The organism is uncultured Oxalicibacterium sp. (assembly GCF_913776015.1).
GTDB lineage: Bacteria > Pseudomonadota > Gammaproteobacteria > Burkholderiales > Burkholderiaceae_D > Oxalicibacterium.
Genome location: NZ_CAJYMD010000031.1, coordinates 1 through 12794 on the forward strand (window position 1 = coordinate 1; position 12794 = coordinate 12794).

14 protein-coding genes and 3 tRNA genes are annotated in these 12794 nt (G+C 57.7%); 12 read left to right on the forward strand and 5 right to left on the reverse strand.

Going from position 1 to position 12794, the window contains the following annotated elements:
• Positions 1 to 1289 (forward strand): PLP-dependent aminotransferase family protein (locus QZ725_RS04880; protein ID WP_293776885.1); only part of this gene is annotated, 1289 nt, incomplete at its 5' end.
• Between the two features lie 11 nt (positions 1290 to 1300).
• Here QZ725_RS04880 and ttcA read toward each other — a convergent pair.
• Genes ttcA through QZ725_RS04895 form a run of 3 tightly spaced genes read right to left on the reverse strand, consistent with a single transcriptional unit; the run spans position 1301 to position 3431 of the window.
• Entirely contained in the window at positions 1301 to 2230 is a 930-nt protein-coding gene (gene ttcA / locus QZ725_RS04885) for a tRNA 2-thiocytidine(32) synthetase TtcA (RefSeq protein ID WP_293776887.1), read from the reverse strand.
• Entirely contained in the window at positions 2230 to 2628 is a 399-nt protein-coding gene (locus QZ725_RS04890; RefSeq protein WP_293776889.1) for a dihydroneopterin aldolase, read from the reverse strand. Before QZ725_RS04890 ends, ttcA begins: the two co-directional genes overlap by 1 nt.
• Before the next feature lie 23 nt (positions 2629 to 2651).
• Positions 2652 to 3431: an SDR family oxidoreductase gene (locus tag QZ725_RS04895; RefSeq protein ID WP_293776890.1), complete on the reverse strand. Its 780-nt coding sequence runs from the start codon at positions 3429 to 3431 to the stop codon at positions 2652 to 2654.
• A 41-nt stretch (positions 3432 to 3472) separates the two neighbouring features.
• On the opposite strand from QZ725_RS04895, the gene QZ725_RS04900 reads away from it, so the two are divergent.
• The 4 genes from QZ725_RS04900 (at position 3473) to QZ725_RS04915 (ending at position 6612) form a co-directional block, all read left to right on the forward strand.
• Positions 3473 to 4633 (forward strand): class I SAM-dependent methyltransferase, encoded by a 1161-nt coding sequence (locus QZ725_RS04900; protein WP_293776891.1) that lies wholly within the window; start codon positions 3473 to 3475, stop codon positions 4631 to 4633.
• A 52-nt stretch (positions 4634 to 4685) separates the two neighbouring features.
• Entirely contained in the window at positions 4686 to 4880 is a 195-nt protein-coding gene (locus QZ725_RS04905) for a DUF2905 domain-containing protein (RefSeq protein ID WP_293776892.1), read from the forward strand.
• Between the two features lie 49 nt (positions 4881 to 4929).
• Complete coding sequence (locus QZ725_RS04910; RefSeq protein ID WP_293776893.1) at positions 4930 to 5139, forward strand: DUF2905 domain-containing protein; 210 nt, start codon at positions 4930 to 4932, stop codon at positions 5137 to 5139.
• A gap of 144 nt (positions 5140 to 5283) precedes the next feature.
• Positions 5284 to 6612, forward strand: coding sequence for a hemolysin family protein (locus QZ725_RS04915; protein WP_293776894.1), 1329 nt, complete (start codon positions 5284 to 5286; stop codon positions 6610 to 6612).
• Positions 6613 to 6692: 80 nt separating this feature from the next.
• Here QZ725_RS04915 and QZ725_RS04920 read toward each other — a convergent pair whose 3' ends face one another.
• The gene (locus tag QZ725_RS04920) at positions 6693 to 7166 is read right to left on the reverse strand and encodes a DUF3455 domain-containing protein (RefSeq protein WP_293776903.1); all 474 of its coding nucleotides are present in this window, start codon (positions 7164 to 7166) and stop codon (positions 6693 to 6695) included.
• A gap of 389 nt (positions 7167 to 7555) precedes the next feature.
• Between QZ725_RS04920 and QZ725_RS04925 the strand changes: the two genes are divergently transcribed.
• The gene (locus tag QZ725_RS04925) at positions 7556 to 8722 is read left to right on the forward strand and encodes a GGDEF domain-containing protein (RefSeq protein ID WP_293776895.1); all 1167 of its coding nucleotides are present in this window, start codon (positions 7556 to 7558) and stop codon (positions 8720 to 8722) included.
• Between the two features lie 119 nt (positions 8723 to 8841).
• Entirely contained in the window at positions 8842 to 10488 is a 1647-nt protein-coding gene (locus tag QZ725_RS04930; RefSeq protein ID WP_293776897.1) for a tetratricopeptide repeat-containing response regulator, read from the forward strand.
• A gap of 4 nt (positions 10489 to 10492) precedes the next feature.
• On the opposite strand, the gene QZ725_RS04935 is transcribed toward QZ725_RS04930, so the two are convergent.
• Positions 10493 to 10861, reverse strand: a complete 369-nt coding sequence (locus QZ725_RS04935) for an arsenate reductase family protein (protein WP_293776899.1) — start codon at positions 10859 to 10861, stop codon at positions 10493 to 10495.
• Between the two features lie 173 nt (positions 10862 to 11034).
• Here QZ725_RS04935 and QZ725_RS04940 point away from each other — a divergent pair, with 173 nt between their 5' ends.
• From QZ725_RS04940 to QZ725_RS04960, 5 genes are all read left to right on the forward strand, one after another.
• Complete coding sequence (locus tag QZ725_RS04940; protein WP_293776901.1) at positions 11035 to 12141, forward strand: gamma-glutamyl-gamma-aminobutyrate hydrolase family protein; 1107 nt, start codon at positions 11035 to 11037, stop codon at positions 12139 to 12141.
• A 111-nt stretch (positions 12142 to 12252) separates the two neighbouring features.
• Positions 12253 to 12338 (forward strand) — tRNA-Tyr (locus tag QZ725_RS04945).
• Positions 12339 to 12397: 59 nt separating this feature from the next.
• Positions 12398 to 12471, forward strand: a tRNA-Gly gene (locus QZ725_RS04950).
• A gap of 42 nt (positions 12472 to 12513) precedes the next feature.
• Positions 12514 to 12588 (forward strand) — tRNA-Thr (locus QZ725_RS04955).
• 79 nt (positions 12589 to 12667) lie between these two features.
• The coding region (locus QZ725_RS04960) for a GTP-binding protein (RefSeq protein WP_288510231.1) at positions 12668 to 12794 on the forward strand (127 nt) is incomplete at its 3' end.

Sequence of the window (12794 nt, forward strand, 5' to 3'; positions counted from 1 at the left end):
GTGCGCTGGCCGCCGAGCTGAATCTGGCGCGCGGTACGGTGGATATGGCGTATCGCATCCTGGCCGACGAGGGCTACTTTGAGGTGCGCGGTGCTGCCGGTACCGTGGTGTCGCCAGCCTTGCCGCAGGCGGTGGTTGCAAAACCGCCGGCGCACGTTCCGCAGCCATCACCTGCCGTCATGGTTGATCATGACGGCAAGGCACCCAAACCCCTGCAGCTCGGCCTGCCGGCGCTGGATGCTTTTCCGCGCAAGGTTTGGAATCGACTGGTGACGCATCGTTTGCGCGGCAGCGAGCCGATGCGATTTGCCTATCCCCATCCGCAGGGTTACGACGAGCTACGCGAGCGTATCGCCACCTATCTTGGCGTCTCGCGCGGCGTCGTCTGCGTGCCCGAGCAGGTCTTCATTACGACCGGCTTGCGCACCTCACTGGAGCTCACCTTGAGCAGCCTGTCGACGCCTGGTGACGGTTTCTGGTTTGAAGACCCGGGCTATCTCCTTGCGCGACCATTTTTGCAGAATGCGGCGGTCCGGGTTATACCAGTGCCCGTCGATGACCACGGCATGATGGTGGAAGAGGGAAGACAGCGGGCACCGCATGCGAAATTCGCGATGGTCACGCCATCGCATCAGAGCCCGCTGGGAGTGACCTTGTCACTGGAACGTCGAATGGCATTGCTCGATTGGGCCAGCCAAGCGGGCGCCTGGATCATCGAAGATGACTATGACAGCGAATTTCGTTATCAAGGCAGGCCGCTGCCTGCGCTTAAAAGCCTCGACAAGAACGACCGTGTGATTTACGCCGGCACGTTCAGCAAGGTGATGTTTCCGGGTTTGCGACTAGCCTATGCGGTGGCACCCCGCAGCGCGGTTGCCCGCTTTCAGGCGGTGGCGTCGCATTTGAACGCCGGATGCCCGTATCTGTTGCAGGCCAGTGTGGCCGACTTCATGGCAGATGGGCATTTTGCACGCCATTTGAAGAAGATGCGACAGCTCTATGCGGAGCGCCGCAGCATGACACAGTGCGCTTTTCAAGAAGCCTTGGGCGAAAGAATTCATTTGACTCTGCAGCCTGGCGGCTTGCATCTACTCGCTCGGCTTGCCGATCACGAGAACGACATTCAGCTGGCGGAACGTAGTCGCGCAGCCGGTTTGGCCGTGCATCCCTTGTCACGCTGGTATATCGAGGCGCCGTCACGCCAGGGATTGCTGATGGGATTTGCCAACGTGCCGGATGCACAACAGGCGGCGCATCTGGCGATGCGAATGCGCACCGCCTTGTCATAAAGAGCAGCGCCTCAGTCGTCGAGATCAGACGCGCGCAAGGGGATCACGCTGGAAACCGTGCCCGTCGAGCACGGTTCTTCATCGAAGGCGATATCGCCACCCGGTACGGCTTCACCCGTTGCTTTCAAATCCACGAAGCCGAATTGCGAACGGTCCATCAGATGTGACGGCACCACGGTCGAGAGCGCCGAAAAGATGTTTTCGACACGACCCTTGTGCTGCTTTTCCCACTCGCGCAGCATGTTCTTGATCTGCTTGCGCTGCAGGTTTTCCTGACTGCCGCAAAGGTCGCACGGAATGATCGGGAAATTCTTCACCTTCGCGTAGCGTTCGGTATCGGCTTCCTTCACGTAGGCCAGCGGGCGAATCACGATGTGCTTGCCATCGTCCGATTGCAGTTTCGGCGGCATGCCCTTGATCTTTGCGCCGAAGAACATGTTGAGGAAAAAGGTCTCCATGATGTCGTCGCGATGATGGCCGAGCGCGATCTTGGTTGCGCCCAGCTCATCGGCAACGCGATACAGAATGCCGCGACGCAGGCGTGAACACAGCGAGCAGGTCGTCTTGCCTTCCGGGATCAGGCGCTTGACGATGCTGTACGTATCCTGATTCTCGATGTGGAACGGAATACCCAGCTCCTTCAGGTACGCTGGCAGGATGTGCTCGGGAAAATTTGGCTGCTTCTGATCCAGATTGACCGCCACGATCTCGAAGTTGATTGGCGCGCGTTCGCGCAGCGTCATCAGAATGTCGAGCAGCGCATAGCTGTCCTTGCCGCCGGACAGGCAGACCATGACCTTGTCGCCTTCCTCGATCATATTGAAGTCGCCGATTGCCTGGCCGACCTGGCGACACAAGCGCTTGTGCAGCTTGTTGTTTTCGTAGGCGATCTTTTCGACTTGTTTGGCCGTCAGTTCGGCTTCGCGCGCAGGTGCATTCATCACTGTTCTTCCTTGATACGGAATACTTCCACGCCGACCGAATGGCAGTCGGGGTAGACATCGGGCTTTTCAGTCGAGACGCGCGCGGCACGTACTTTCGGATGCGCGAGCATGGCCTTGATGACATCATCGCACAGCGTTTCCTGCAGATGGATGTGGCCTTCGGCCATGCGCTTGGCAATCGTGCTGCGCATGAAATCGTAATCGACGACTTCATCCAGCGCATCGTGTGAAGGCGTCGATTCGCTGAGCGGAATGAAGAGATCGACGTTGATCAGCACGCGCTGCTCGCCTTTCTTTTCGAATTCGTGAACGCCGATATTGATCTGCACCTCGTAGTCACGCAGAAAGAGGCGGCGGCAATCGGCCAGATTGGGATGGAACAGGAACGAATTCATAGAAAGCTCGATACGGTAAAAAATCAGTTGGCGACGAACATGACGTCGCGTTGCAACGGCACCAGATGCTGGCCGCCATCGACGAGCAACGTGGTGCCTGTGATTGCCCGCGCTTCGGCGACGAAGCAGACGGCGCTGGCGATGTCTTCGGGTGTGCTGGAACGGCCCAGCGGGGTTTGCTGATGCGCTTGCGCGAATTGCGCTTCGGTCTGGTCGCCGGACACCATCGTGATGCCCGGCGCAATGCCGACCACGCGCACCTTGGGTGCCAGCGCTTGCGCCAGCATCACGGTGGCGCTTTGCAGGCCGGCTTTGGAAAGCGTGTAAGAAAGGAAATCGGGATTCAGGTTAAACAGCTTCTGGTCCAGGAGGTTGATCACGACCGCTTGCTGGCCTTCCGGTGTCGCCGCATGTAGTGCCTGCGCCAGCAACAGCGGCGCGGCCAGATTCACCTGCATGTGCTGTGCCAACGTATTTGATGAAAAATGCTGCGCATCGTCGTAAGCAAACAGTGAGGCGTTGTTGACCACGCAGGAAACCCGTCCCAGCGCTTCGCCGGCGCGTGCGAACAGGCCTTTCACGGCGTCTTCGTCTGCCAGATCGGCATCGAGCGCAACCGCACGTCGTCCACGCAAATGGATGTCAGCTACTGTCTGGTGCGCCTCATCCGCCGAACGCGAATAATGCACAACCACATCCCAGCCGCGCTCGGCCAGCGCCAGCGCAATGGCACGACCGATGCGGCGTGCTGCACCGGTGACGAGCGCAACCCCGAGTGGGGCGGATGAGGTGTTATCGGACATCGAAGGTTGTGTGTTTCGCTGATTTCTCTACAATAGCCGCCATGCAAGCGCATCTTCCCGAACCCTCACCGGACGCTCTCGCAGCGTCGCACAAGCTCCAGAACCTGATCGCTGAAGAAATTCGTCGGCATGACGGATGGATTTCCTTTGCCCGTTACATGGAGCTGGCGCTTTACGCGCCGGACCTCGGCTATTACAGCGGCGGCGCGGTCAAACTCGGCAAAGACGGTGATTTTACAACCGCTCCCGAGATGACGTCGCTTTTTGGCGAAACCATCGCGCATGCGGCCGATGATCTGATGCGTCAAAGCGACGCCCATATCCTCGAATTCGGCGCCGGTACCGGCAAACTGGCGGCCGACATCCTGACCGAATGCGCAGCGGCGGGTATTACCGTCGAGCGCTATTCGATTGTCGAACTCTCGGGCGAATTGCGTGCGCGCCAGCAGCAGACACTGGCAGAATTCCCGCAGGTAACGTGGCTGGATGCCTTTCCGCAAGCGTTTTCCGGCGTGGTGGTCGGTAATGAAGTGCTGGATGCGATGCCGGTTTCACTGGTCGTCAAGCAGGGCGGTCAGTGGCTGGAACGTGGCGTCATTCTCAACGAAGGTCGTTTCGATTATGCGGATCGCCCTTGCGCGCCTGAATTGATCGAGCAGATTCCCGATGCCGATTTGCTGGGCGACGGTTACCTGACTGAAGTGCACCCGGTCGCCATCGGTTTCATGGGGACGCTGGCTTCCATGTTGGCGGCTGGTCATGAGCAGAACGGCAAGGGCGGAGCCGCCATCCTGTTCGATTACGGTTTTCCAAACGCCGAATATTATCTGGACCAGCGCAATCAGGGCACGCTGATGTGCCATTACCGCCATCACTCGCATCCCGACCCGTTTTATCTGCCGGGTTTGCAGGACATCACCGCGCACGTGGATTTCACGGCGATGGCATATGCGGCTGTGCGCAATGGTCTGGAAATGCTGGGCTACATGAGTCAGGCGGGTTTCCTGATGACGGCCGGGATTGCCGATCGCCTGCTGCAAACGTCGCCCGAAGATGTGCAGCGTTATCTGCCCAAGGCCAACGCCGTGCAAAAACTGACATCGCCGGCCGAAATGGGCGAACTGTTCAAGGTACTGGTGGTCGGTAAGGATGTGACCTTGCCAGATCGCTTCGATCTGGCTGACCAGAGTCGGCGTCTATAACGCGATGAAGCGTAATGGCGATCGCTGTGATCGTGTCGTGGTGAGCTAAGCCATGTTTCGCTGGTTTCTCGTCATCTTTCTGGCGGTCATCGTATTGCCTGCCGCCTTGCCGTGGTTGGAAAAGCTGGGCATCGGCAAACTGCCGGGCGATGTGCGTTTCCGCATTTTCGGCAGGACGGTGTTTCTGCCTTTCGCTTCCACGATGTTGCTGTCGCTCATCGTGTTTCTGGTGGCGCGACTGTTCTGAATCCGCGCCGTTGTCTGGGTGTGCTGCAATTTCACGAAAGGACGAAGCAATGATTCGATGGGTCGTGGTGATTTTTCTCTTTCTGGCCGTCTTCAATGCATTGCTTCCATGGATTTTCGTCAAGATCGGTGTCGGCCGCGTCATCGGTGATTTCACCCTGCGCATGGACAAACGCAGCCTGATCCTGCCTTTTGGTTCGACTGTGCTATGGTCGGCCGTGGCTTTCCTGATCGCCGAATTGGTCAAGCGCGTTCTGTAAAAACGTTCTGCGCGGCAGTTCGCCGGATTTGCGTGGTGTTGTCGGCAAAAAGGCAACATATGCATGTCACTGTGATGCCAGATGGTATGATGCCCGTCTTCTCAACAACAGGGCTTGCGGGTCTAACTGCACGTTCCCTCCTCGGTGGACATACTCATCATCCTCGGCCTGATTCTGGTCAATGGCATTTTTGCCATGTCCGAAATCGCGGTCGTTACATCCAAACGTATTCGCCTTCAAAAACTCGCTGAAAATGGCAGCCGCGGTGCCAAGGCCGCACTCGATCTGTCGGATAGTCCGAGCCGCTTTCTTTCCACGATTCAGGTTGGTATTACGCTGATCGGCATTTTCAACGGCGCATTCGGTGAAGCCTCGCTGGTCGATCAGCTGACACCCGAAGTCGCGCTGCTGCCGGTCATCGGTAACTATGCGCGCGAAGTCGCGCTTGGCATCGTGGTTGTGGGCATCACCTTCGGCTCGCTGATCCTAGGTGAACTGGTGCCGAAGCGCATCGCCATGCAGTATCCGGAAGTGGTAGCCTCGCTGGTCGCCGCGCCGATGTTGTGGCTGTCGCGCCTGATGGGACCCTTCGTCAAGGTACTGACGGTATCGACCGAATTCATTCTGCGCGTGCTCGGCATGCACCACAAGAAAGACGATGCGGTGACGGAAGAAGAGATCGCCGGCTTGTTCCGCGAAGGCACGGATGCCGGCCTGTTCGAAAAGACCGAACATGACATCGTCTCGCGCGCCTTGCGTCTGGACGACATGCGCGTGACTGGCCTAATGACACCGCGCATGGATGTGCGTTTTATCAATATCGACGATCCGCTGGAAACCAATCTGGCGAAGATCGCCGACAGCGCCTACACCCGTTTCCCAGTTTGCAAGGGCGATCTCGCCAATGTGATCGGCATCGTGCATGCGGGCAGCCTGTTCGATCAGGCGATTCGCGGTGATGCGATCACGCGCGTCGATATTGCCGCAGCGACGCGACCGCCGCTGTTCGTGCCCGAAACCATCAGCGCCATGCAATTGCTGGAAACGCTGAAGAAGAACCGCGCCGAACTCGCCTTGATCATCGATGAATATGGCGAGATCGAAGGTATCGTCACGCTGAGCGACGTGCTGGAAGCGCTGGTCGGCGATGTGTCGGTGATCGACGATCACCACGAAGCCGATGGCGTGCAGCGTGAAGATGGTTCGTGGTTGCTGGATGCGGGCATGTCGTTTGATCGCTTCCGAGAGTTATTGCAAACCGAAGTGCGCTTCCCTGACGAATCGACCGGCTCGTATCACACGCTGGCGGGTTTCGTGATGGCTTTCCTCGGCCATATTCCGCAGATGTCCGACAGCTTCGAATGGGAGGGCTATCGCATCGAAGTGGTCGATATGGACCGCAACCGCATCGATCGGTTGCTTGTCAGTGTCTTGCCGAGCAAGGAAGAAGCCTTTGGCGACGGTACGGAATAGTCGGTAAAGCGAACAAAAATAAAAAAGCCGGGGTGGACGACCACCTCGGCTTTTTTGTCTTACAGGATGCGCAATCCGACTTACATGGCTGCCTTGTAGAAAACATAGTCGGCTTGATACTTGACCTTCTGTTTGGCGCCCGCGTTGCTTGCACCGCAAGCGCTCGTCGGCGCCAGGCCTTCTTTCGTGTTCAGGCGCTGGATGTAGGTTATGCCGTTCATGGCACCGTTACCTGTCGCCGGATTCGCCTTTACGAGTTGCAGCGGAATCGAGCCAGCATTCGGCGATACCGCAACCTGCTTGCCGGTTACCTTGCTGCCATCGTTCGATTCCCAGGTCGGACCGGCGTAATACTTGCCGACGGCAGTTTTCTTGCTGTCGTAGAGGATGGCGTCTGGTGCTGCCAGCGTCCAGGCGAATTCTTTTGGCATGTCCGCCTTGGCACGGCATTCGTAGGTTAGCTCGCCAATGCCGACCGTCGTCATGACAACCTTGTTGCCGTCAGGGACGGTGACGGCGGCTGGCGTGGTCGGTGCCTTCATTTCTTTTTTCATTCCTGTGTCATAGGTCGAGCAGGCTGTCAGTACCAGCATGGTCGCAACGCCGGCAAGCAAGGTGATGTTCTTCTTCATGTCAATCTCCTAAGTCGTGGATGATAAGGGCGGGGCGGACCCCTTGGTTTAACGTTTTCTTCACGACAATGGAGTGAGAAAGTTAACGAAAGTTGCATTTCAGGAAAAATACACCTCATGAAATTTTAGTAATTGCCGATATAGCAACTTGGCGAGCCAAGAAAATTGTAATTTTTCGATGGAAAGCCATAAGATGCTGCCTTTTTGGCAGCGATCTTGCTTACAAAGCATGTTGATATGCGCGGATAGTCCGCCACTCGCTTCCCGGGAATTCTTCGTTCATGCAGACAGGTGACCACAAAGCGGATGCAATGCCCTCCGGATCGGAGCCCGAGCTGGCAGGCGTCGGTTCGCCAGTGTCGGTGCGCCAGGAGCGGCGCCGTGGCGATCCGAATGGTGACAGCCTGAAGCAACAACAGGGCGCCCGTCTGGCCCGTCTGTCGCTGACCTATCTCTTTGCTGCTCTCTACCTGGGCGTGCTGGGCGTTTTCTATTTGCAGGACTGGATCACACTCAACGTGTTCCAGCTTGCCGCCGGTCTGGTAGGCATGTCCTACGTGATTTTTTATCTGCTGTTTGCCACCGGACTCAATCTGCGCAGCAGCACGCGCAATTTGCGTGGTCCGATGACTGTCACGGCGATCGGCATCATGCTGTTTGTGGTGTATCTTGCCCCCGCCACACAGATGGCATTCATTCCCTACTTGCTACTGACGTTCGCTTTCGTCATGCATCGGATGTCTTCGTCGGTGATGTTGCGCCTATCGGTGGCGACCTTGCTTGCGTATGCACTCATCATTTATCTGCATCACCGCCAATGGGCCGATGGCGATCTTTTGTCGCAGGAGATCATGCAGTTTGTGGCCTTGGCGCTGACCTTGCCGGGATTTGTGATGCTAGCCAATCGTGTGCAACGCCTGCACAGCGACTTGTACAAGGCCAATCGCAAGATTCACGATATCGAGCAGGATGCGCAGCGCGACGAACTATTGGGGTGCTACAACCGACGTTACATCATCGCGGCACTCGAACAGCAGAAACGGTTGGCCGATAACAATGGCGAGCCGCTGTGTCTGGCGGTCATCGATCTGGATCACTTCAAGCAAATCAACGACGAAGCGGGCCATCTGGGTGGAGACGACGTCTTGCGTGCCTTTTCGGGCATCGCCTTGTGCAACATCCGCCAGGAAGATGTATTCGGGCGTTATGGCGGCGAAGAATTTCTGCTGATTCTGCCCGGTACGTCGCTCAAGGCAGCGTCGCATATTGCCGAGCGTTTGCGCCGTCAGGTCGAGCAATACGATTGGCCGGTCACACTTGGCAAGCCGGTGACAGTGTCAATCGGTTTGACGCAGCATGTGCGAGGCGAATCGGTACTGGATCTCTTCTCGCGCACGGATGCGGCCATGTATGTCGCCAAGCATGGCGGGCGTAATCGTGTGGTGATCGAGGATTCGGCCATTGCAGCCTCGTCATGATGCGGCGTAGGCGTGCCATTCATCGCGAGCCTGATGGCACTTGCATCGGCGGGCTATCCGCAGGATAGTATTGCAACCAGACAAGCAGTCTCCCCACCCACTCAGCGACCATTGCCGCCATGACGCTTCTTGCCGGTTTGACCGCTCTCATCATCGATCCGCACGCCGGCATGCGCGCCAACATTCACGGCATGCTGGCGCAGGGCGGTGTGACGCGTATCGAATACGCCGTTAGCGCCGGTAATGCGATCCGGCCATTGCGTCACAAGCATTTCGATCTGATCATTTGCGAATACGATCTCGGGGAAGGGCAGGATGGCCAGCAATTGCTGGAAGATTTGCGCCACAACCGTCTGCTTCCCTCTTCCACGGTGTTCATCATGGTCACCGCCGAACGTACGCACGACAAGGTGGTCAGCGCTGCGGAACTGGCGCTCAACGACTACATCCTCAAGCCGTTTACTGCCGACATGCTGCTCGAGCGCATCACGCGAGCGATCGAGAAGCGCAATGCGTTGCAGCCGATTCGCCAATTCATCGACGACGGCAATCTTGCCGGTGCGATCGAAGCGTGTGTGCTTGGTGCGCGCCAGGCGCCGCGGTATGCGCAGGACTTTCTGCGCCAGCAAGCCGAGCTGCATGTCATGCTGGGCGAGTTGACCGAAGCTGAAGCCATCTACGCCGATCTGTTCGACAAGCGCGCGCTTGGCTGGGCGCGCCTGGGACAGGCGACGGCCTTGCATTTGCAGGGGCGCTTTGCCGATGCTGAAAGCATGCTGCAGGAACTGGTCACGCAAAAGCCGCAATTTCTCGAGGCCTATGACTGGCTTGCGCGTGCACAGGAAGAGCAGGATCGCGTCGAGGACGCGCAACGTACGCTGGAGGCGGCAGTCACGCGTTCGCCGCACGCTGTGCAGCGTCTGCGACGGCTGGGCCGCATTGCGTTGGAGGCGGGCGATGTCGGGGCTGCCCATCGTACCTTTCAGCAAGTCGTCAACAAAGCGCGCTATTCGGAATTCCGCGAACCTGAAGACCATGTCAGGCTGGTCGAAACCGCCCTTGAACATGGCGAGACGCAACTGGTTACTTCCATCATTCGTGATTTGGGCAAATCCCTCGCACATGTGCCCAAGACAGCGTTGTGTCGTGCCTTGTCGATGGCCATGCTGCATCGTCACAATGGCGAAAGCGATGCCGCCGTGGAGGCGTTGCAGACTGCCGTGACAGAAAGTCGCGAACCGATTTCTTTATCTGTGGATGCGCGCGTGCTGCTCGCCAGAAACTGCCTGCAAAGCGGTTTGGAGCATGGTGCTATTGAGGTAATGACTACGGTCATCGGCAATACGCCGGCGGGTGCGGCAATGGCACGTGCATTGCGCCTGTTTCATGACGCTGGACGCGAGGATCTGGCAAAGCGCGTTACGCGTGACAGCAAGAGCCAGGTGCTCGATCTGGTCGCCGCTGGTGCCGAAAAGGCACGACTGGGCGATTATCGTGGTGCCGTCGATCTGATGAGTGAAGCGGCGACGCGGTTGCCCGAGAATCCGCAGGTGGTGTTCAATGCAGCGGTGGCAACGCTCAAATGTCTTGACAATGAAGGATGGGATGACGAGTTGGGCGAGCGCGCACGCGACTATGTGGCGGCGGCACGCCGCCTCGATCCCCGCAATCCAAGGCTGTCGCTGCTGGGCAGCATGTATCGCGATCTCTTGAAGAAATACGCACTCAACCGCAGCGATCGTTACGCCGTGCCTGCCGGGCTCTGATCGTTCAGAGCCTCAAAATCGTATGCGCCCGTTCTGGTGGCCGCGCGATTACGGCTTTGCCGCCGAACTGGATGATGGGGCGCTGCAGCAGAATGGGATGGCTTGCCATTGCGGCGAGCAATTGCGCATCGTCGGCTTGCGCCAGTTGCAGCTCTGCATAAGGCGCTTCATTGACGCGTACCATATCGCGCACGCTTGTTGGCGCATGAGCCTGCAATGCCTGATGCAATGCCGTTAGCGCTTCTTGCGAAGGCGGCGTTTTCAGGTATTCGACAATTTGCAGCGACAGGCCGTGTTCATCGGCGAAGGCTTGCGCGAGAACGCATGCTTCGCGCGATTTCGAGCAGCGAGGATTATGGAAAATGGTCAGCATGGAAGGCGAGGGTGCAAAAGACGGGATTATGCCTGCTTGGCATCGCTTGCTGTGCGCGGCTGCATATGCCGCTTTGAGTGATGTGCGGCAAGGTTTTGGACAGGATGCCTCATGTAGGCGGATAATTTGTCGCAGGCTGTTGTCTATCACCTTTCGAATCAAGAGCGAGCTTTATGTCTGATCAATCCGATATCAACCTGCCTCCTGTCCCACGTGCTGCAGACGGTTCTACGCCGCCCGCCGACCCGTTGCCGCCGCAAGTGCAACCCGTTGCCGCTAGCGATGCGGCCAATGCGGTAGCATCTGATGCGCCGTCCGAACCGCCGTCGCCCACTCCTGCCGTGCCCCCTGCGCCTTATGTGCCGCCAGCGCAAGCCGAATTCGGCAAGCGTGCAGGGCCGGCGTATGCGCGTCCGGATGATTCCGTCTGGCAGCAGACCTGGCGCATTCTGTCTGCGCGATTCAAAAGTCTGTCTGAGCATGCGGGCCGCAGACTGACGCAGCGCACGTTGAAGATTGGCGTGTCGGCGCGCATTTTCCATCCGCAAACTGGCGCCAAGGGTCTGCAGGCGAAGACGCTGCAGTATCTGGAAGAATCGATTGCGCAGTGGGTGATGTCGCGCGATGTGCTGGTGCTGATGATTCCTACCGTCAACACCAATGGCATGCTGCATCCGAGCAAGATTCGTCTGCGCGATTACGCCAAGCATCTCGATGGGCTGGTGTTGCAGGGTGGGGCTGACGTCGCGCCACAAACCTACTCGCAGACGGCCACGCGTCCTGAATGGATCGGCGATAGCGCGCGTGACATGTACGAACTGGAGTTGCTGCATGAATTCATCGAGGCCGGCAAACCGGTGCTCGGTATTTGCCGTGGTTGCCAGCTCATCAACGTTGCCTTCGGCGGCACGCTGTATCAGGACATCGCAACCGATGTGCCGGAAGCCAATCCGCACGTGCACGAAACCTACGACAGCCATCGCCATCGCATCCAGTTCCCGGCCGGCTCATCACTGGGGGCAATGTTCGCCGCGCAACAAAAGTCCCCCCTTGTCAATTCGATCCACCATCAGGCCGTCCGTGACCTGGGGCGCGATCTCATGATCGAGGCGGTATCGGAGGGTGACAATATTGTCGAAGCGGTACGGCATACCAAGTCGCGATTCGTCATGGGTTTGCAGTGGCATCCGGAATTTCATCGCGCCGGCGGTGCCGATCTGCTGGATTGCACGCCCATCCTCGACAATTTTCTGCGGGCGGCACGCGATACGCGGTTCTAAATTCCACGGCCAGAATCGGCAATCGGTATTTTTTTCAAAAATAATTGCAGAAGAAGCGCTTCCGGTTGTTGACAAGGTAGGGCAACTACCCTATAGTCTGCGGTTCCCCGCGGAGGGGTGGCCGAGTGGTTAATGGCAGCAGACTGTAAATCTGCCCTCTTACGAGTACGCTGGTTCGAATCCAGCCCCCTCCACCAGTTTTGAAAGTGTTTCAAAGCCGCGGAAATGGTAGTAGTGATGTAGAAAAGTGATCCTCGCGGGTGTAGCTCAATGGTAGAGCTGAAGCCTTCCAAGCTTATGACGAGGGTTCGATTCCCTTCACCCGCTCCAAGTTTATGGTTGTGCGCATCGTTCGGTGCGAATGATCGAAATGCCCTTTTAGCTCAGTGGTAGAGCACTCCCTTGGTAAGGGAGAGGCCACGTGTTCAATCCACGTAAAGGGCACCACGAATTCGGTAGTTTTCAAGTAAGTATGTCGGTCGGGCTCGTGCCTGAGCATTCTCATCAAAATTGTTAGGAGTTCAAGATGGCAAAAGGTAAGTTTGAGCGTACCAAGCCGCACGTGAATGTGGGCACGATTGGTCACGTTGACCATGGCAAGACGACGCTGACGGCAGCGATCGCGACGGTATTATCGGCAAAGTTTGGCGGTG